The organism is Arthrobacter sp. L77 (assembly GCF_000816565.1).
Taxonomy (GTDB): domain Bacteria; phylum Actinomycetota; class Actinomycetes; order Actinomycetales; family Micrococcaceae; genus Arthrobacter_D; species Arthrobacter_D antioxidans.
In genome coordinates this window covers 251,098-270,749 of record NZ_JWSU01000001.1, presented here as the reverse complement: position 1 = coordinate 270,749, position 19,652 = coordinate 251,098, and the positions used below count along the sequence as shown (strand labels likewise).

Sequence of the window (19,652 nt, the reverse complement as noted above, 5' to 3'; positions counted from 1 at the left end):
TCGGAGGCGTGCCATGCAGTGGACCGAGACCATCACCATCGAAGCACCCAGGGACATCGTGTATCAGGCCGTTCGTGATCAGCACACCCTGATGCGATGGTCTGCGTGGCCCGAAGCCACCGGATTCACCTGCCGGGTCGACGGCGACGGGATGAGTCCCGGGTCGCAGATCGTCTTCACCGACCAGAAGGGCGTCGAACAGGGCCGCCAGACCCTGGTCTCGGCCGACCCCGGCATCGTCCGGAACACGATGCGCAATCGGGGCCCCCGCGGTCGCTGGGTGAGCCCGAACGTCGACTTCCATGTCGATCCTGTGACACCGACGCAGACCCGGGTGTCACTTGCCTTCGACGTCGACCCTCCCGTGCCCCGCATCATGAAACCCCTGGCGAACAGGTGGCTGCGACGCTCGATCCGGCCGCTGCACGTGAAGGACCTGCAGCAACTCAAGGACCTCGTAGAGGCTACGCATGTCCGCTGACCCGCATTCGGCGGCCGTCACCCCACGGGCATGGGCCGAAGACGAACTCGCCCGGAAACGCGGACGCGTCCAGATGTTCAACGCAACCCGGCCCGACGGCCTGGACGGCTGGACCATCGCGCTCGAACAGTACGAACTGCTCGTCGATGTCATCCTGACCACGATCGATGCCTTCGCCGCCGACGACGGCACCGTGCCGCTGAAGGTGATCGTCAACGAAGCGCAAACCAGGCTCGGGTCCCACCCGGCCTTCCCCAACGGCCGGCTCTCCAACTACGTCCGCTACACCAAGGTCGATCTCGAAGCCCGAGGACTCGTCGAACGAGTCCCCAAGAGCTCACCCCAACGCGTCCGCAGACCGCCCACCAAGCCCACCGACACGTAAGCATCTCTGAGCCGGAGAAACGGAGAGCGTCCCGGTCAGGGACAGACGACGACGGACGGTCGCAGCTCATCCTCTTCGCGGTACCCGCGTCCGGACCGTCCAGGGGCGTAGCTCCTGCGGTGCTTCGTGGGCGTACGGCTGGCCCTAGGAACTGAGCCATGGGCGGGGCGCGGGAATCCGAGCGGCGTCCTTCGTGATCTCCGGCTGTCGGCTCTGTCAGGTTGGAGTGGCATTGCCGGCATGAGGCCGGGTGGCCTTGACACAGGCATACCTGGATCACGCGCCGGATAGTAGATCAGGCCGCCGGAATTCGCATGCCGAACACCAACGTCTTCCGGGTCGTACCGGTGATTGTGGGCAGACGTATGCTGATGGTGCTGCCCCGGACCCTGCCAGCGAACCATTCGCCGTTACACCGGCGCCGTGAGGCCGAGGCAGAAGGGGCCTGGCAGATGAACCCTGTGAATGATGCGTTGTCCGGCGTCGCGGACCCTGAACCGGGGGCCTCCTCGAATCAGGTGCCACCCGGCACCGAACGCGCTCCGCGGTTGACGCGCACGGTGCGAATCGCCGCGGCCAATGAGGTCGTTGCTTCATATGCCACGCTCCTGAAGCAGGTCCGGGCCGATGGACTGCTCGAGAGGCGCCGGCCGTTCTATATCGGCGTGTTTCTCCTGCTCATGGTCGCCCTGACCGCGACGGGAATCGGATTCGTGCTGATCGGCGTCCATTGGGCTCAACTGCTCATCGCCGCCACCCTGGCAGTTATTCTCACGCAACTCGCGTTTCTCGGCCACGAAGCCTCCCATCATCAGATCTTCGCCTCCCGTAGGACCAATGAATGGGCAGGCAGGATCCTCGCCGCCGGTTTCGTCGGCATCAGCTACGCCTGGTGGATCACCAAACACACACGACACCACAACACTCCGAACACGGTCGGGAAAGACCCCGACATCGCCATGGGCACCCTTTCGTTCCGAGCGGAAGACGCAGCCGTCAAGACCGGCTTCAGCGCTTGGTTCACGCGCCGGCAGGGCTATCTGTTCTTCCCGCTGCTGACCCTTGAAGGCCTCAACCTGCATGTTCAGTCGTTCAGGACCTTGTTCGAGCGGAAACCGGTGTCGGGCCGCTGGGTGGAGCTGGCCCTGATCGGCGTGCGTTTCGGCGGCTATCTCGGCGTCCTGTTCTGGTTCCTGCCGCCAGGGATGGCGTGCGCGTTCCTGGGCGTGCAACTGGCGGTTTTCGGTGTCTACATGGGCGCTTCCTTCGCCCCGAACCACAAAGGGATGCCGATCCTGGCCAACGACACCACCGCGGACTTTCTCAACCGCCAGGTGCGCACCTCCCGCAACGTCACAGGCGGATCGTTCATCGATTCCGCATTCGGTGGCCTGAACTTCCAGATCGAACACCACCTGTTCCCGAACATGCCCCGACCAAACCTGCGCCGAGCAAGCCTCATCGTCAAAGACCATTGCAGACGACTCGGCATTCCCTACACACAAGTCCGCGTCCTCGCGTCCTACAGGGCGGTGATCTCTCACCTCAACGACGTTGGCCTGTCTGCCCGGGACCCCTTCGATTGCCCCATGATCAGCCGCTACCGCCGCCCGTAAGTGGGAATCCGCGCAAGGACCCTATGGATGGGACCAGCCCACTCGTCGGGGACACGCAAGGGACACATCCAGGGATGACGTCGGATGGTGACCGGCAGGCGCCCGTTACATGCAGTCGCCCACCGGCCAGTAACCCAGCCGGGTCCTATCCGTTGTCGGACCAATGAGCAGGTCTACTGAGATCGGTCGGTAGGCGCGTGCTCCGATCGCCTGTGGCGGCGCTGACCTGAGCCTGTGTCAGAAACAGGGCTTCGGAGAGATCTGCCCCTTCCAGGCGGGCATCTCGGAGGTCCGCTCCGAGGAGGTCCGCGCCCGATAGGTCGCAGGCACGCAGGTCGGCGGCAATGAGGCAGGCGCCTCGGAGGTCGGCTCCGCCCAGCGACCGCGACCTGAGCTTCTTGCCCATGAGGTCCGCTCCCGGGACGAGCGCAGTGTCCAGGTGGTCGTTCCCGGTTGCGAGGAAGGAGGCTCTCACTTCCTCGCTGATGTCCATCAGGTGTGACCGGACGCGGGCATGCAACGCGTCGAGGTCCAAGGCGAGAACCTGTTGTGGATCTTTCAGCGCGTTCTCGATCGTCGTTCTGAGCTCGTCGACCTGGTGTGAGGTGTCAGGGTCGAACGTTCTGGCAGCTGCTTCCGTCAGGTACCAGAGCATCTCGTGCAGTTGCCGGACGATCTTGAACGCCGTGAACATGTCTTTCGCGGTTTCGGGCCTCGTTCGCCAGCTGACGCCATGGAAGAGGTTCTGGGAGACGCTCTGGCCGGCGCCGAAGCAGTCGAAGACGGTGCATCCTCGGAAGCCTCGCGGTCGCAGACTGTCGTGAATGGTGCACGAGAAGTCGGACGCCAGATTCTGGCAGGGTGTCCCCGGTGGTTTGTCGATGGGGAAGTCGGCGGTGCGCGAGAAGCCGAGGGCGGTGCAGCAGAGCGCGAAGCAGTTGCTGCAGTCGGGTCGCAAGGATTCGCGGTCAGGAGCAGGCGAGGAAGGGCTGACGGAGTTCTTCTGCATGGCGGGTATGTGGTCTTCTCTGGATGAGTTCGGTGGGAGGCCGGTGCGCGGGGAGCTCGCGGGCGAGTTCCCCTTCGAGGGCGCACAGGATCACCACTTCCGACGGAAGCGAACGGGAACCGCTGGAGGGACTCTGGATCACAGAGAGAATAGGAGTGTCACTGCGACCAAAAGTAGCATCGCGCCGGCAACGCCATGTTCCTCGCGGACGGCGAGGCCGCGTTCCAGGAGGTCTTTCATTGCCACCTTCATGTGTTCCCGCGTTTCGACGGTGATTCACTCCGTATCGATGCCTACTGGCAGCGTCCACCCCCTGAATCAGCTCGAAGAACCAGCACAACAGCTCCGAAACGGTCTGGACCAGCTCACCTGGGGCTTCGAAACGCGTCCGCACAAGACTCCTGTCACCAAGCGGCGTCCCTAAAGGCGAGGGCGGCACGTCGCGACGTCCTGCTCCGTCACCGCTGCGCCGGCGCCGGAACCGCTCGGGAGTCGGTGAGCACCAGGGCGTAGCCGAACGGCTGCAGTTCGATGCCCCGGACGTCGCCACCACCGAGCGCGTCCTCCCCCTGTACATCGATGCGGACCGGCTCGCGGTCGTGGTTGATGAGCGTCAGCAGCGGCCCGCGACGGATCGCCTCCACCATCGGAGGCAGGCCCGGATGCACAGGCTCCACCCCGGCCGCCGCGAACAGGTGCTCGAGGACCTGCCACGCGCCGTCGTCGTCGGGCACGGTGGCGAGGTAGTAGGCCGATCCCGCGCCGTGGGGCCGCGCCGTCAGGGCCGGCCGCCCGTCCTGGCGGCCGTCCTCGAACCGTGCCAGGACGCGGGCGTCGACGGCGTGGGCCTCCTCGGCGAGGATCGACCCGGCGAACGCGAAGCCCGGGCCGGAGACCAGCGCCCGCTGCTCGCCGGGCCCCTCCGAGCCGGCGCCCACCAGCGCCCCGAAGTCCTCGACGACGACACCGAGCAGGTCCCTGAGTTGCGTGCCGAACCCGCCCGGGCGGAAGCGGTCGTACTCGTCGACCACATCGCTGAACGCCGTGACGAGCAGGTGCCCGCCCTGCTCCACGAAACCTGCAAGGTTCGCAGCGGCCGGCGCGGTGAGGAGGTACAGGTGCGGGGCCACGACCGCGGCGTAGCGCGACAGGTCGGCCGTCGGCGGGAGGATGTCCACCTGCACGTGCAGGCGGTGGACGGCGTCGTACCAGCCCCGCACCAGGGACTGGTAGTCGAGCGAGGTGGGGTGGTCCGGGTTCTCGATGGCCCACCAGTTCTCCCAGTCGAACAGGAGCGCGACCCGCGCCGCGGCGTCGTCGACCGGCAGGTCCGGCAACCGGCCGAGGTCGCTGCCGAGGGACACCACCTCGCGCCAGATGCGGGTCTCCGTGCCGGCGTGCGGGAGCATGGCGGAGTGGAACTTCTCCGCTCCTGCCCTGGATTGCCGCCACTGGAAGAACAGGATGCCGTCGGCGCCCCGCGCCACGGCCTGCATGCTCTGCGCGGCGAGCTGGCCCGGGGCCTTCGGGGCGTTGGTGGGCCGCCAGTTCACCGCGTTGGTGGCCTGCTCCATGAGCAGCCACGGGGTCCCGGGCTTGAGGGAGCGCATCAGGTCCCCGTGGAACGCGCCCTCCCGGAAACCCTCCGGATCGTTGGGGTCCGGGTAGAGGTCGTCGCTGATCACGTCCAGTTCCGCGGCCCACCCGGCGTAGTCGACGGGTTTGAACGCGCCCATGAAGTTGGTGGTGATGGGCTGGACGGCACCGGCCGCCCGGATGATGTCCCGCTCCATCCTGTAGCACTCCAGGAGCATGTCCGAGGTGAAGCGCCGGTAGTCGAGCAGCTGCCCCGGGTTGTGGCTGTAGGGGGCGTGCCGGGGCGGGAAGATCTCGGCGAAGGACCCGTAGCGCTGCGACCAGAACATCGTGCCCCAGGCGGCGTTCACGGCGTCGATGGACCCGTAGCGGTCGGTCAGCCAGGTCCGGAAGGCGTCCCGGGCGGCGTCGGAGTAGTCCACATCGAGATGGCACCCGTACTCGTTGTTCACGTGCCAGAGGACGACTGCGGGATGCCCGGCATAGCGCTCGGCGATCCTCCGCACGAGGGCCGCTGCCAGTGACCGGTAGGCGGGCGACGACGGTGCGTAGTGCTGCCGGCTGCCGTGCCAGTAGGGGCTGCCGTGCTCGTCGGCGGCCAGCATCTCCGGGTAGGCGACCGTCGCCCACGGTGGGGGCGACGCCGTCGCCGTCGCGAGATCCACGGCGATCCCGCCCTCGTGCAGGAGGTCGATGACCCGGTCCAGCCAGTCGAAGTCGAACTCGTGCTCGGAGGGCTGGATCCGTGCCCAGGAGAAGATCCCGAGGCTGACCATCGTCACGCCGGCCTGGCGCATGCGGGCCACGTCCTCGGGCCACACCTCCTCGGGCCACTGTTCCGGGTTGTAGTCGGCGCCGTAGTGCAAGGGGGTCTCCTGGATGGGTCGGAGGATCGGATGGTCAGGAGCGGGGACGGCGCTCACGCACCGACGTCGCGAGGGCGGCGAACACCAGGCAGCCGATCCCGGGGATGATCAGCGGCGGCAGCTGCCAGGCCACCATCGCGGTGAGCACGACGGCGGCGACGAGCCAGAGGACGCCCGCGGGGTCCTCCCGCGCCTCCCGGAGCCACCCGTGGCCCGCCGCCCGCCAGGACCTGGTGGCCGGCCAGCGGGCCGTCACGCCCGTCAGTCCCGCCAGCAGTCCCAGCAGCAGGACGATCCCGGCGGCCAGGACGATCTGCCAGCCCGGCAGCGACCGCGAGCCGGCGACCACGATGTCCAGCAGGAGGAGGACCGCGGCGACGGTCAGCCCGAGGCCGACGAGCCAGCCCGTCCGCAGTGCGGCCGTGAAGTCCGCCGCGAACTGCCGGACGGTCGAGTCCTCGGCCCGCAGGAAGCGATGCAGGTGTGCGGAGCCGGCGGCGAGGGACGCCGGGATGGTGAGGATTCCGAGGCCCGCCACGCAGCACAGCACGCCGACCCAGAGGACCTCCCCGAACAGCGCGAACCTCGCTGTGGCGCCGGGCCAGCGCAGCGTACTGCCGTCGCGGACGGCGGACTGCCGCCCGTGATCGGCGACGTCGCGCCGGCGCCGGCTCATCCCTTCAGGCCCTGCGTCGCGACGCCGTCGACGAGGAAGCGCTGGAAGATGATGAAGAACAGCATCACCGGCAGCAGCGCGAGGACGGAGATCGCGATGGTCGCACCGTAGTCCGAGGTGCTCGTCTGGTCGTTGAAGATGCGCAGTGCCAGCGGCAACGGGTACTTGTCCGGCGAGTTCAGGTACAGCAGCGGTCCGAGGAAGTCGTTCCAGCTCCAGATGAACGCGAAGATCGACGACGTGATGAGGGCGGGCTTGATCAGCGGCAGCGTGATCGAGAAGAAGATCCGCCCGTGCCCGCAGCCGTCGATGCGAGCCGCCTCGTCGAGCTCCCGCGGCAGGTTGCGGATGAACTGCACCATGAGGAAGACGAAGAACGCCTCCGTGGCCAGGAACTTGCCGGCCAGGAGGGGCCAGAAGGTGTCGATCAGCCCGAGGTTCCTGAAGATCACGTACTGCGGGATGATCAGCACGTGGAACGGCAGGAGCAGGGTGCCGATCATCGCCGCGAAGAGGATCTTGCTCCCCCGGAAGGAGATCCTCGAGAAGGCGTACGCGGCCATCGACGAGGAGATGACGGTGCCGATCACCGCGCCGATGCCCAGCAGGGTCGAGTTGAGGAAGAACTTCCAGGTGGGGATGCCGGCGATGCCCTGCATCACCTTGACGAAGTTGTCGAACGTGGGGTTCTCGGGGAAGAAGCCCTGGTTGCTGCCGAACTCGGAGCTCGGTTTCAGGGATGCCGAGAACATCCACAGGAGCGGATAGAGCACGATCGCCGTGAGGGCGACGATCCCCACGATCCAGAGCGCCGTCGGGAGATGCCGGCGCATGGGCCGACGGCGTGGCCGGGACTGCGGGCCGGTGTCCTCGCCCCGCGGGACGGGGACGGCAGGGTTCGATTCGATGGTGGTCACTTGGAGTCTCCTGCGTAGTGGACCCAGCTCCTGGAGGTGCGGAAGAGGATGAGGGCGAGGACGCCCACGGCGAGCAGCAACACCCAGGCCATCGCCGAGGCGTAGCCCATCTGGTTGTTGGCGAATGCCCGCGTGTAGAGGTACACGGTGTAGAAGTTCGTGGCCCCGCCGGGGCCGCCCGTTCCCGATCCGATGATGTAGGCCGAGGCGAAGACCTGGAAGGCGTTGATCATCTCGAGCAGCAGGTTGAAGAAGATGACGGGCGAGAGCATCGGCACCGTGACGCTGAGGAATTTGCGCAGGGGGCTCGCGCCGTCCACGGAGGCCGCCTCGTAGAGTTCGGCCGGGACGCCCTTCAGCCCGGCGAGGAAGATGACCATGGGGGCGCCGAACTGCCAGACGGCGAGCAGGATCATCATCGGCATGATCAGCGAGGGGTTCCCGATCCAGCCGCCGAGGTTGATGCCGAACAGGTTCAGCGCGCCGTCCACCGGGCCGTCGGTGGAGAACATGGCCCGCCAGACGATCGCGATGCTGACGCTCGCGCCGATCAGGCTCGGGGCGTAGAAGGCGGAGCGGAAGAAGCCGGTGCCCTTCGCCCGGTAGTTCAGGAGCATCGCGACGGCGAGCGCTGCGGCGAGTTTGATGGGCGTGCCCACCAGCACGTAGATGAGGGTGATCCGCACCGACGCCCAGAACTTCTCGTCCTCGGCCATGCGGCGGAGGTTCTCGAGTCCGGTCCACTCGGGGGCGGTGAAGAGGTTGTAGTCCGTGAAGGCGAGGTAGAGCGAGGCCAGCATGGGTCCGAGCGTGAGGCCCACGAACCCGAGGAGCCAGGGTGAGAGGAACACGTACCCGGCCAGGGAATCGCGGTTGCGGCGACGGGGCCGGGGCGTGCCCGTCCGGCGGCTGTTCACCGGACGGGCACCGGATTCGGCGGTGCGGGCTGAAGCTGGCGCATGCGCCGAGTCCGTGCTCACGATGGAACTCCTTTGTCCTGCTGGATACCGGATGTCCTGCTAGTTGCCGAGCGTGACGGCGGCTTCGTCGAAGAACTGCTTCGCGGCGTCGTCGGGGGTCACGGTGCCGAGGCCGATCGACTTGCCCAGGTCCCAGAAGGTCTGCTCGATGGCGCCGAACCCGGCGACGGGCGCTGCCGGGGCCTCGCCCATGCGGTCCTCGATGGAGTCGAGGTAGTCCTTCACGGCCTTGTCCGGTCCTTCGAGATTGGCGCCCTCGAGCTGCGTCTCGGAGGCGGGGATACCGAGCGTCGCGCCGAAGATCTCGCCGACCTCGGGGCTGTTGATGAGGAAGTCGACGAACGCGGCCGCGGCCTCGGGGTGCTCGGTCGAGGAGGATGCCGCCTGCATGAGGCCCACCTTCTGGTAGAGATCCTTCTCGCCGGGGCTGCTGGTCGGCGGGGCGACGATCGTGATCTCCTCGGCCCCGGAGTCACCGAGGTAGCTTCCGAGGAAGTTGCTCCAGCTCATCTCGCTGGTGGTCAGGGTGCCGCCGAAGCCGGACACCGGGCTGATCTCCTCCAGCTTGCTCTGCGGCACCGTGACGTTGTCGCGGTTCTCCTGGCCTTCCTTCCAGTGCTCGGCGAGCTCCTCCTGGGTGAAGCCGAGTTCCCCCTCGTCCGTGAAGAGTTGCCGGCCCTCCTGGCGCAGTTTGAGCTCCAGGTCCTGGATGCGCTGGGTGGTGTCCGTTCCGCCGTACACGGTGCCGCCGCCGGCTTCCGTCACGGAGGCCATGTGGGCGTCGTACTCGTCCCAGCTCGTGCCGCCCTCGTAGGGCTCGACACCGGCCTCGGCCAGCAGGGCCGGGTTCTGGAACACGGACCAGGCGCTGTAGCCGGTCGGGATGGCGAAGGTGCCGTCGTCGAGCGTGCCGGTGGACAGCAGGCCCTCGTCGATGGCGTCGGTGGTGATGCCGTTCCCGAAGTAGTCCTCGAGGTTCAGCAGGAGTCCGTTGTCGCCGTACTGGCGCAGATAGGTGTAGTCGAACTGCATGACGTCGGGGAGTCCGCCACCCGCCGCTTCGGTCTGCCGCTTCTCCCAGTAGGAGGGGAAGTCCGTGAAGGTGTCGTTGATCGTGATGTTCGGGAACTCCTCCTCGAACGCCGCGATCGCCGCATCGTACCGGGCCGCACGATCGTCGTTGCCCCAGAACGTGTAGTTGAGCGTGATCTGCTCGTCGGCGTCGAGGGCTGCGGGCTCGCCCCCACCGCCGCCACAGCCGGTGAGGACCAGCCCGGAGGCGGCGAGCGCTGCGACGCCTGTCAGCGTGCGTCGGGAGAGTGTGCGGAACATCGTTGTCCTCCTGGAAAACTTCGTTGTCAGCCATCGTGGGACGCCCTTGGGAAAGCGTTATCCGACAGCGTAGATTGAATCGTATCAATGGTCAACAGTGCCCCACAGGCAGGCGTGTCCGCGCTCTATCCTCGCTCATCCACCCGTGAAAGGATGCACCCCATGCCCCATTTCGACCGCCCCCTGTCCGAGCTGCGGAGCTATCTGCCCGAGCGCGACGAGCCTGAGGACTACGACGCCTTCTGGGACCGCACGCTGTCGGAGCAGCGCCGGCATGTGGCGCCTCCCCTGTTCGAGGAGGTCCGGGCGGGGTACTCCCAGCTGGTCACCGAGGACGTCACGTTCGCCGGCTATGGCGGAGAGCCCGTGAGGGCCTGGCTGCTGCGGCCGCGGCACCTCGCCGGCCCGCTCCCGACGGTCGTCACCTACATCGGCTACGGCGGCGGGCGAGGGCTGCTCGGCGAATGGACCGCGCTGCCGAGTGCCGGCTTCGCGCACTTCGTCATGGACCTCCGCGGCCAGGGCTCCGGCCATCGCCCCGGGGACACGGCCGACGGCGCCTTCACGGGACCCCACGCCGGCGGCTTCATGACCCTCGGCATCGAGAGCCCCGACACGTACTACTACCGGCGGCTCTTCGTCGACGCCGTCCACGCCGTGGAGGCCGCCCAGGCGCATCCCGCCGTCGACCCCGCCCGCGTGGTGGTCTCGGGCGGCAGCCAGGGTGGCGGGATCACCCTCGCAACCGCCGCCCTCGCCCAGCGGGTGAACGACATCCCGCCCGTCGGTGCCATCGTCGACGTCCCGTTCCTGGCGCACATGCGGCATGCCACGGAGATCGTCGACACCGCGCCCTACTCCGAGATCGTGACCTACCTGGGCACGCGCCGGAACGACGTCGAGGGCGCCTTCCGGACCCTGAGCTACTTCGACGGCGTCAACTTCGCGGCGCGCAGCACCGTCCCCGCACTGTTCTCCGTGGGACTGCTCGACGACGTCTGCCCGCCGTCGTGCGTCTTCGCGGCCCACAACCACTACGCGGGGCCCAAGCGCATGAAGGTCTACCCCTACAACGGGCACGAGCAGGGCGGCGCCTTCCAGGACGTCGAACACCTGGCGTTCGTGCGCGAACTGCTCGCGGAACAGGATGTCCTCGTGCATCCCTGAGCCGCCGCTCTCCGGCACCGGTGACGACCACGCCACACCGCGACCCCGTCCCGGAAGCCGAGCCGGTGCCTGCGCTGCCGGCCTGCTGCGAGCCGACCGCACCGCACCGCACCGCACCGCACCGCACCGGACCGGCAGGACCGCGCACCCGTCCGTGTGCGGGCCTGCCGGGAGCCCTGATCCGCCGCCGCTAGGTCAGCATGGCGAGGATCGCCGATCCCGCGTGGCCGAGCCGGTCCCGGGCGGAGTCCGTCACGGTGCCGGGCTCCTGCCGGCCGAGCCGGTCGAGGAACTTCTCCACCGCCCGCGCCGCATTGCCCGCCTGGTCCCGCTCGATGGCCCGTTGCGCCTGGTCGAGCGACGCGCGCAGCTGCTGCGCCGCGGGTCCGGAGACGCCGCCCGTGTCGATGAGGTGCTCGAGCTGCCGCCGCAGGGCGGGAAGCGCACCGGGCAGGAAGGCCTCGGGTACGGACACCTCGGAGAAGTCGGTGTCGGACGCCAGGTAGAACCCCGTGTAGGCGGGCTGGTTGTACGCGGTGTTCTGGCGGGCGATCTCCGCGCGGTACTGCGGATCGTGCATCAGCGTGTACAGCTTCCGGTCGGTGACCTCGGTGCTGGTGAAGATCCGGATCGCCGAGCTGTCGGCGGTGCGCACCAGCAGCTCCTCCCGCCAGTCCCCGAGGACGTCGGCCACGAGCGCGGGGTTGCCCTTGGTGCCGTTGTTCGTCCGCGTGCCCGTCGCGGTGAGCAGGCGGCCCCGCCGCGCGTCGTCGATGGTGGTGTCCTGGTCGCCCGTCCCGTTGACCAGCTGCGTGGTGCCGTCGGCCGCCCATCGGATGCTCATGTTCGTCCCCGGGGCACGGCCGGGCAGCAGCTCCCCGGACGCCGACCGGAGGCCGACTGCCCAGTTCTCCAGCCCTCGGACGGTCGGATCCGTGTCGCCGACCATCCCGCGCCCGGTGTCCTTGCCCGTGTAGCCGCCGAAGAGGACCTCCCCGGTGGCCGCGTCCCGCATGGACCAGCCGTACGGTGCGCCCGTGGCCCCCTCGTGCACCGTGAAGACCTCCCGGCCGGGGCGGTCCGGGTCCAGATCGCCGACGTGGATGGCGTCCCCGTGCCCGAGCTTCGCCTCCGTGCCGGGAGCGGCGCTGCCTGCGGGGAGGGTGTCGGCAGAGCTGTAGAGCAGTGATCCGTCGTCATCGATGGTCGCGCTGCCGTAGACGATCTCCTGTCGGCCGTCGTCGTCCACGTCGGCGGCGCTCAGCGAGTGGAAGCCCTGACCGGCCAGTGTGCCGTACTCGTCGTCCGAGCCGACACCGCCGTGCGGTGAGGCATCGAACGGATTGTCCATGGGTACGTGGCCCGAGTCCACGTTCCAGTCCTGGGTCAGCCGTTCCCCGTCCCAGGTGTAGGCGACGACGGTCGCCCGCGTGTAGTAGCCGCGGGCGAACACCGCCGAGGGATGCTCGCCGTCGAGGTAGGCGACACCTGCCAGGAAGCGGTCGACGCGATTGCCCGGCTCGATGCGCGCCATGGCGTAGTCGCCCCACAGGAGGCCGTCGTCGCCGCGACCCGGCTCGTAGGGGATCGTCTCGAGTTCGGCGCCGGTAGCGCCCTCGAAGACGCTCAGGTACTCGGGGCCGTCGACCACGAAGCCCTCGAAGGCGCGGAGGTTGTTCCGCGCACTGCGCGAGGGTGCGTAGTCGTCCATGAAGTAGTCGGCGAGCGCCCGGGCATCGGCGTCGGACAGCGGGTAGTCGTAGCGCTGGGGGATGCCGAAGGCCTCCTCGAGCGTCGCGGGCCAGTTCCCCGCCACCACCTCGGGGTGGTCCTGCCAGCCCTGGAACATCCCGACGACGTGGTCGTAGTACGCGTCGGCATCCAGCCGGTAGTCGTCCGCGGTGGTGACGCCGGCATCGAGATCCGCTTCCGGGAGCGTCACGAAGCTCTCCGACGCGACCTCTCCCCCTGCCGTGTAGGTCGTCGTCCTGGTCCCGGGTGCGGTCTTGAGCATCATCTCCGAGCGGCCGTCGCCGTCGAAGTCCGAGACCATGAACTGGGTGTAGTGGGCGCCCGAGCGGATGTTGACGCCGAGGTCGATCCGGCTCAGCAGGCGCCCGTCGGCCGCGTAGGTGTCGATGTAGGTGTTGCCCGTGTATCCCACCTGGGACACGTCCTTGGCGTTCGAGGGATACCACTTGACGAAGTACTCGTACGAGCCGTCGCCGTCGACGTCGCCGACACTCATGTCGTTCGCCGAGTAGGTGTACGCCTCCCCTGCGGGCGTCACGCCGTCCGCAGGCCTGGTGAGCGGCAGGTCCGTGTAGGCCTGGGTCCAGGGCGCCACGTCGGCGCTCCGTTCCACCTCGGTTCCGTCCACGACGGCGGCGACGGCGTACCGTGCGGCGGCGGCAGTCTCCTCCGTGGTGACCGCGGTGTCGAGGAAGTTGGTGCTGTCCGTGACGGTGGCGATCGGCTCGCCGTCGCGATAGACCGTGAAGTCGGTGCCCGTGAGGCCGTCCGCCGTGGCGCCCGTCGCTTCGGTCGCGGTCAGCCGCCAGCTGAGGAAGACGCCCTCGGGTGTCGCCGCTGCCACGAGCCCCCGGTCGAGGTGCTCGAGCTGCACGCCCCCGAGGGGGGCGGCCGCGCAGGGGACGGGCCCCCGGGCCATGGCGGGGACGGAGACTCCTGCCAGCGCGAGGCTCACGCCGGTCGCCAGCGCGACGCCCGCCGAGACTGTTCTCATGATCGAACTCATCGTTGGATCCTTCGGTTGGAAAACGCTTTCCGTTTCACGCTAGGAGTCCGGGCTTCCGGCGTCAAGAGCGCACACGAGAAAGGGAGCAGCCGAGGCTGCTCCCTTCCTGTGCCGCGGTCGACGTCCTACTATCCCGCGCGGGACCCCGCGACGTGCCCGGCGATGAGGTCGCGCACCGCTCCGAACAGCGGGTGCTCCGCCCCGAGCCCGGTGATCGACGCCGTCGCGGTGTCGGGGTCCTGGGAGGCCAGGATCTCCGCCAGTGCGGCGACCTCGGGATCATCCGGGGCCGAGAAGGACAGCGCGGCCCGCATCGCCTCGAGCAGCGCGGCGGGATGCGTGCCGCGCTCAGCCAGCTCGGCGGCCGGTCCCACGAAGCGTTCCCTGCGGCTCAGCTTCCGCAGCGGCGCCCTGCCCACGCGGACCACGGTGTCGGGCAGGTGCTGGTTCGTGAACCGCCGCAGGATCTTCTGCACGTAGGCCTCCTGCTCCGCCGGGTCGAACCCGTGCTTCGCCACCAGCAGCTGCTTCGTCTCCTCGAGCACGGCCCTCACCCTGGCCGCGACGGCGTCGTCGGCCATGGCGTCGGCGATCTTCTCCACTCCGGCCTCGGAACCGAAGTAGGCCGCCGCCGCATGGCCCGTGTTGACGGTGAACAGCTTGCGCTCGATGTACGGCTCGAGATCGTCGACGTACGTGGCCCCGGGGATCTCCGGCGGATGGCCCCCGAACGGGGTGCGGTCGATGACCCACTCGAAGAAGGTCTCGACCGTGACATCGAGGCCCTGGCCGGCGGCCTGGTTCGGGACGATGCGGTCCACCGCGGTATTGGCGAAGACCGCCCGCGTCGCGAGGTCCGATGCCGCGCCGTCGTAGGCCTGCTCGATCTCGCCGCGCAGGATGTCCGTGGCATTGATGGCGTTCTCGCACGCCATGACCTGCAGCGGTGCCTGGTCCTCACTGCGGCGTGCGATCGCCCGGGCGATGACCGGCGCGAGGAAGCGCAGGACATTCGGGCCCACGGCCGTGGTGACGATGTCCGCCGTCGCGATCTCCGCGATGACGTCCTCCTCCTGCGAGCGAGAATTCAACGCACGGTAGTTGTCCACCGTCTTCACCGCCGGCTCGTCGCCGACCTCGTGGACGTCGTAGCCGGGGGTCGAGGCCAGCTGGTCGATCAGGGCGTCCGCGACGTCGGCGAAGACCAGCTCGTACCCGGCCTCGTGGAGCAGGAGCCCCACGAAGCCGCGGCCGATGTTGCCGGCACCGAAATGTACTGCCTTCACGAAGCGTTGACCTTTCCGAAGAGGGCGAGGACCTCGTCCACCGACGCCGCCTCGTCGAGCCTGGCCACCTGGGCCTTGTCCGAGAAGACGCGGGCGATCGCGGACAGGATGGACAGGTGCTCGTTGTTGACGCCAGCGACGCCGACCACGAACTTCACCTGCTTGCCGTTCCAGTCGATGCCCTCGGGGTAGCGCACGATCGACACGGCCGAGCGCTTGATCAGGTCCTTCGCCGCGTTGGTGCCGTGCGGGATGGCGAGGAAGTTCCCCATGTAGGTGGGGACGGACCGTTCGCGCTCGTGCATCGCCTCGACGTAGGTGGAGTCGACGGCCCCGCGGGCGACCAGCAGGCGGCCGGCCTCGTCGATGGCGTCCTCCTGCGTGGTGGCGGTGCCGTTCAGCACGATGCTCTCCTCCGCCAGGACGTCACCGGCGTCGGTCATGTCGCCGTCGTCGGTCGTGACTGCGGCGGAGGCGACCGCGGCGGGAGTCGGATCCTTCGGGTCGACGCCGCCTTCGGCCGCCGCACCGGCGCGGATGAGGTCGACGATCTCGTCGTAGCGGGGGCTGTTCATGAAGTTGTCGACGGCGACGTGCGTGGCGCCCTGCGTCAGGGGCTCGGCGCGGGCGGCGAGATCCTGGTGCGTGACGACGACGTCGTAGTCGTCCTTCAGGCTGGAGATGGCGAGGTTGGTGACCTTCACATCCGGGAACCCGGCAGCCCGGATCTTGTTGCGGAGCACCGAGGCACCCATCGCCGAGGAGCCCATGCCCGCGTCGCAGGCGAACACGATGCTGCGGATGGGGCCGTCCGTGGCCGACTCCGACCGGAAGTTCCCGGCCACGGAGCTCTTCTTGCCCTTGAGGCTCTCCATCCTGGCGGCTGCGGCGGCGAGGTCCTCCTCCTGGTCCTTGCCGGTCTTGAGGATGACCGATGCGACGAGGAAGGACACCGCCGTGGCCAGCACGACCGACAGGGTGACACCGAAGTAGCTGTCCCGTGCCGTCTGCGCGAGCACCGCGATGATCGACCCGGGGGCCGCCGGGGCCACCAGACCGGCGTTCGTGATGCTCAGCGTCGCGATGCCGGTCATGCCGCCGGCGATCGCGGCGAGGATCAGCAGCGGGCGCATCAGGACGTAGGGGAAGTAGATCTCATGGATACCGCCGAAGAACTGGATGATGGCGGCGCCGGGGGCGGAGGCCTTGGCGATGCCGCGACCGAAGAACGAGTACGCGAGCAGGATGCCGAGGCCCGGACCGGGGTTGGCCTCGAGCAGGAACAGGATGGACTTCCCCTGCTCCAGCGACTGCTGCACACCGAGCGGCGTCAGCACGCCGTGGTTGATGGCGTTGTTGAGGAACAGGACCTTCGCCGGCTCGATGAAGATGCTCGTCAGCGGCAGCAGCCCGTTGTCGACGAGCCACTGGACCACGTTGCCCGCCCCCGTGCTGAAGGCGAGGACAAGCGGCGAGACGCCGTAGAAACCGATCAGCGCCAGGATCGCGCCCCAGATGCCGGCCGAGAAGTTGTTGACGAGCATCTCGAAGCCCGGCTTGATCCGGCCCTCCCAGATCGCGTCGATCCTCTTCATGGTCCAGGCACCGAGCGGGCCCATGATCATGGCACCGATGAACATCGGGATGCCGGCGCCGACGATCACGCCCATCGTCGCGATCGAGCCGACCACGCCGCCGCGGACGTCGTACACCATCCGGCCGCCGGTGTAGGCGATCAGGAGGGGCAGGAGGTAGGTGATCATCGGCCCGACGAGGCCGACGTTCGCGACGCCGTCGGTCTCGCCGAAGCCGCCGAGCTGCGGTACGGGCAGCCAGCCCTTCTCGATGAAGAGTGCCGTGACGATCCCCCAGGCGATGAAGGCGCCGATGTTGGGCATGATCATCCCGGACAGGAACGTCCCGAACTTCTGGACACGGACCCGGGCGCTCGTCCCGGACCTCGCTTCTACTTGTGTTGCCACATTCATTCCTAACCGTTGGCCCCGCAACACTGCGGAGGGATGGCGTTGATCGGGAAGCGTCAGCCTCCGGATCGGCTGGATATTCTCTGGAGCCATTCGAGGAAGAGCTTCAGCTCCGAACTGGAGAGCTGATCGGGGTGCGAGGACTGCAGTGCTGCGTTGAGGGCGATGGCCGCCACCACCACGGACGGCGTCCCCTCGGTGTCGGTCACGGGGTCCGCTTCGGAATCCGTGGCCACCGCCGAGATGACCGCCTCGCGGGTCATCGCCGAGAGCTCGAGGTTGCGCTTCGCCGCGGGCTCCGCGATCAGCATGAGGGTGACGCCGATGTTGGCGGCCAGCATGCTGCGCGCGGCTTCGTGCGGTGAGACCACCAGGCGGGCCGCCGCGGCCGCCCGCGCCAGGACCTCCTCGAGGAACGCCTCCGCGCTGGCGACCATCGAGGGCCGACGCTCGGGCCGGATATTGCCGAACATCACCAGGTAGAGGTGCGGGTGGTCGAGGCCGAACCGCACGTGGTTGTCCCAGTGCATGCGGAGGTCCTCGATCGGCTGGCCCGACGTCGGGATGCTCCTCTCGGCCTCCAGGTACTCGGAGAAACCCTCGGCGACGACGGCGTCGAAGAGTCCCTCCTTGTCACCGAAGTGGTGGTACAGGGTGGGAGCGGTCACCCGGGCGGCCTCGGTGATCTGGCGGGTGGAGACCGGCTCCCCGTTGGACTCCGCGAGCAGGGCCGCGGCTGCCCGCAGGAGCCTGACCTTCGGCGCTGGTTCGCCTCCTTTTTTCATGCCTGCTAGCGTAACAGCTATAGCAACGTTATATGAACTGGGTCACATCTCCGGTTGCTTCACGCGACACAATGGTGCTAGACCGAGATCCACCCGCAAGGAAATGAGGACGTTCAATGGAGAATTTCGCAGGTGTCGGGGTCAGCCCCGGACGAGTGATCGGCCCGGTCCGGCATATGCCGCCGTCGGTCGGGGAACCGCCCGCCGGTGAACGCCACGACACCCCCGATGCTCCGGATCAGGCCGTCGCCGCCCTCAAGGCCGCTGCGAAGACCGTGCAGGAGGAGCTCAAGCGCAGGGCCGGTATCGCGAAGGGCGACGCCAAGGCCGTGCTGCAGGCCACCTCGCTGATGGCGACGGACCCCCTGCTTCTGAAGTCCGCGACGAAGCTCATCAACACCGGTACCTCGCCGGCCCGGGCGGTCTGGGAAGCCGGCGCCTCCGTGGCAGAGATGCTGCACAATCTCGGCGGCTACATGGCCGAACGCACGGCCGACGTGCTCGATGTCCGCTCGCGCATCGTCGCGGAACTGCGTGGACTCCCCGCACCGGGCATCCCGGCGTCGGACACGCCCTTCATCCTGGTCGCGGAGGACCTCGCTCCGGCGGACACCGCCACCCTGGACCCGGCGCTGGTCCTCGCCCTCGTCACCTCCGGCGGCGGCCCGCAGTCCCACACGGCGATCATCGCCCGCGCCCTCGGACTGCCCGCGGTCGTGGCCGCCCACGGCGTGGACGCCATCGACGAGGGCACCCTCGCCTTCGTGGACGGAGCGGCAGGAACCCTCACGCTCGAGCCGGGTGCCGAGGAGGAAGCGGCGGCCGAGGCCTATGCTGCGGCCGCGGCGGCGCTGGCCGTGTTCGACGGCGTGGGCGTCACCGCGGACGGGCACGAGGTGCCGCTGCTGGCCAATGTGGGCGGCGCGGCCGACGCCGTCAAGGCCGCCGAGGCGAAGGCCCAGGGCGTGGGCCTGCTCCGGACGGAGTTCTGCTTCCTCGGACGCGACACCGAGCCGACGGCGGAAGAGCAGATCGAGGCGTACAAGGGCGTCTTCGATGCCTTCCCCGGCAGGAAGGTGGTGGTCCGCACGCTGGACGCCGGAGCCGACAAGCCGCTGCCCTTCCTCACGGACACCTCCGAACCCAATCCCGCCCTCGGCGTCCGCGGCTACCGCACCGACCTGACGTCCCCGGGCGTCCTGGAACGGCAGCTCCGGGCCATCGCGGACGCCGCCGCCCAGGCGAGCGCGGACGTCTGGGTCATGGCACCGATGATCTCGACGGCGGAGGAGGCCGCGGACTTCGCCAAGCTGTGCAGCAACGCCGGCCTCCAGACGCCCGGCGTCATGGTCGAGGTCCCCTCGGCGGCTGTCATGGCCGAGTCCATCCTCGGCCAGGTGTCCTTCGCCAGCCTCGGGACCAACGACCTCACGCAGTACACGATGGCCGCGGACCGGCAGCTCGGTTCCCTCGCCGCCCTCAACAACTCCTGGCAGCCCGCCGTCCTCCGCATGGTGGAACTGACCGTGGAGGGTTCGGCCGCCGAAGGCAACGCGAAGCCGGTGGGGGTCTGCGGGGAGGCCGCGGCGGATCCCGCACTCGCCGTCGTGCTGGTGGGACTGGGCATCTCGACGCTGTCCATGACCCCGCGGGCCCTCGCCGGCGTGGGCGCCGTGCTGAACAGCGTCACGCTGGCCGACGCGCAGCGCATCGCCGGCATCGCAGTGGCCTCGCCGACAGCCGCCGAGGCGAAGGCCCGGGTCCGCGCCGAACTGCCCGTGCTCGAGTCCCTCGGCCTGTAGGGCGCCCGTTC

The 19,652-nt window shown here is 68.5% G+C and carries 16 protein-coding genes; 6 read left to right on the top strand and 10 right to left on the bottom strand.

Going from position 1 to position 19,652, the window contains the following annotated elements; all coding sequences use genetic code 11:
• Positions 1-13: 13 nt before the first annotated feature.
• The 3 genes from RY94_RS01335 to RY94_RS01325 all read left to right on the top strand — a co-directional run bounded on the left by RY94_RS01335 (position 14) and on the right by RY94_RS01325 (position 2,482).
• On the top strand, positions 14-481 hold the full coding sequence (locus RY94_RS01335; RefSeq protein WP_043440777.1) for an SRPBCC family protein: 468 nt from the start codon (positions 14-16) through the stop codon (positions 479-481).
• Positions 471-866 carry a DUF6958 family protein gene (locus RY94_RS01330; protein WP_043440775.1) on the top strand — a complete coding sequence of 132 codons (396 nt, stop codon included), beginning with the start codon at positions 471-473 and terminating at the stop codon, positions 864-866. The genes RY94_RS01335 and RY94_RS01330 overlap by 11 nt, the downstream gene beginning before the upstream one ends.
• A 314-nt stretch (positions 867-1,180) precedes the next feature.
• Complete coding sequence (locus tag RY94_RS01325; RefSeq protein ID WP_231554365.1) at positions 1,181-2,482, top strand: fatty acid desaturase family protein; 1,302 nt, start codon at positions 1,181-1,183, stop codon at positions 2,480-2,482.
• A gap of 145 nt (positions 2,483-2,627) precedes the next feature.
• Here the strand turns inward: RY94_RS01325 and RY94_RS17050 are convergent, their stop codons facing one another.
• Complete coding sequence (locus RY94_RS17050; RefSeq protein WP_082045967.1) at positions 2,628-3,491, bottom strand: pentapeptide repeat-containing protein; 864 nt, start codon at positions 3,489-3,491, stop codon at positions 2,628-2,630.
• A 195-nt stretch (positions 3,492-3,686) separates the two neighbouring features.
• On the opposite strand from RY94_RS17050, the gene RY94_RS18645 reads away from it, so the two are divergent.
• Positions 3,687-4,004 (top strand): HIT family protein, encoded by a 318-nt coding sequence (locus RY94_RS18645; RefSeq protein ID WP_442853429.1) that lies wholly within the window; start codon positions 3,687-3,689, stop codon positions 4,002-4,004.
• On the opposite strand, the gene RY94_RS01315 is transcribed toward RY94_RS18645, so the two are convergent.
• The 5 genes from RY94_RS01315 to RY94_RS01295 are packed head-to-tail and all read right to left on the bottom strand — an operon-like array spanning position 3,950 to position 9,858.
• Positions 3,950-5,953 carry a beta-galactosidase gene (locus RY94_RS01315; RefSeq protein ID WP_052273798.1) on the bottom strand — a complete coding sequence of 668 codons (2,004 nt, stop codon included), beginning with the start codon at positions 5,951-5,953 and terminating at the stop codon, positions 3,950-3,952. The two genes, RY94_RS18645 and RY94_RS01315, sit on opposite strands and share 55 nt — an antisense overlap.
• A 34-nt stretch (positions 5,954-5,987) precedes the next feature.
• On the bottom strand, positions 5,988-6,629 hold the full coding sequence (locus RY94_RS01310; protein ID WP_052273797.1) for a hypothetical protein: 642 nt from the start codon (positions 6,627-6,629) through the stop codon (positions 5,988-5,990).
• Positions 6,626-7,546 (bottom strand): carbohydrate ABC transporter permease, encoded by a 921-nt coding sequence (locus tag RY94_RS01305; protein ID WP_043440773.1) that lies wholly within the window; start codon positions 7,544-7,546, stop codon positions 6,626-6,628. Before RY94_RS01305 ends, RY94_RS01310 begins: the two co-directional genes overlap by 4 nt.
• Positions 7,543-8,526: a carbohydrate ABC transporter permease gene (locus RY94_RS01300; protein WP_082045966.1), complete on the bottom strand. Its 984-nt coding sequence runs from the start codon at positions 8,524-8,526 to the stop codon at positions 7,543-7,545. The genes RY94_RS01305 and RY94_RS01300 overlap by 4 nt, the downstream gene beginning before the upstream one ends.
• A gap of 39 nt (positions 8,527-8,565) precedes the next feature.
• On the bottom strand, positions 8,566-9,858 hold the full coding sequence (locus tag RY94_RS01295) for an ABC transporter substrate-binding protein (protein WP_043440771.1): 1,293 nt from the start codon (positions 9,856-9,858) through the stop codon (positions 8,566-8,568).
• Between the two features lie 162 nt (positions 9,859-10,020).
• Between RY94_RS01295 and RY94_RS01290 the strand changes: the two genes are divergently transcribed.
• On the top strand, positions 10,021-11,025 hold the full coding sequence (locus tag RY94_RS01290; RefSeq protein WP_043440769.1) for an acetylxylan esterase: 1,005 nt from the start codon (positions 10,021-10,023) through the stop codon (positions 11,023-11,025).
• A 190-nt stretch (positions 11,026-11,215) separates the two neighbouring features.
• Here RY94_RS01290 and RY94_RS01280 read toward each other — a convergent pair whose 3' ends face one another.
• The 4 genes from RY94_RS01280 to RY94_RS01265 all read right to left on the bottom strand — a co-directional run bounded on the left by RY94_RS01280 (position 11,216) and on the right by RY94_RS01265 (position 17,839).
• Positions 11,216-13,783 carry a rhamnogalacturonan lyase gene (locus RY94_RS01280; protein ID WP_043440766.1) on the bottom strand — a complete coding sequence of 856 codons (2,568 nt, stop codon included), beginning with the start codon at positions 13,781-13,783 and terminating at the stop codon, positions 11,216-11,218.
• 128 nt (positions 13,784-13,911) lie between these two features.
• The gene (locus tag RY94_RS01275; RefSeq protein WP_043440764.1) at positions 13,912-15,069 is read right to left on the bottom strand and encodes a mannitol-1-phosphate 5-dehydrogenase; all 1,158 of its coding nucleotides are present in this window, start codon (positions 15,067-15,069) and stop codon (positions 13,912-13,914) included.
• Positions 15,066-17,051, bottom strand: coding sequence for a PTS mannitol transporter subunit IICBA (locus RY94_RS01270; RefSeq protein WP_043440763.1), 1,986 nt, complete (start codon positions 17,049-17,051; stop codon positions 15,066-15,068). Before RY94_RS01270 ends, RY94_RS01275 begins: the two co-directional genes overlap by 4 nt.
• A 59-nt stretch (positions 17,052-17,110) precedes the next feature.
• Entirely contained in the window at positions 17,111-17,839 is a 729-nt protein-coding gene (locus tag RY94_RS01265) for a TetR/AcrR family transcriptional regulator (protein ID WP_043440761.1), read from the bottom strand.
• A gap of 116 nt (positions 17,840-17,955) precedes the next feature.
• Between RY94_RS01265 and ptsP the strand changes: the two genes are divergently transcribed.
• Complete coding sequence (ptsP, locus tag RY94_RS01260) at positions 17,956-19,641, top strand: phosphoenolpyruvate--protein phosphotransferase (RefSeq protein ID WP_043440759.1); 1,686 nt, start codon at positions 17,956-17,958, stop codon at positions 19,639-19,641.
• The last annotated feature ends 11 nt before the right edge of the window (positions 19,642-19,652 follow it).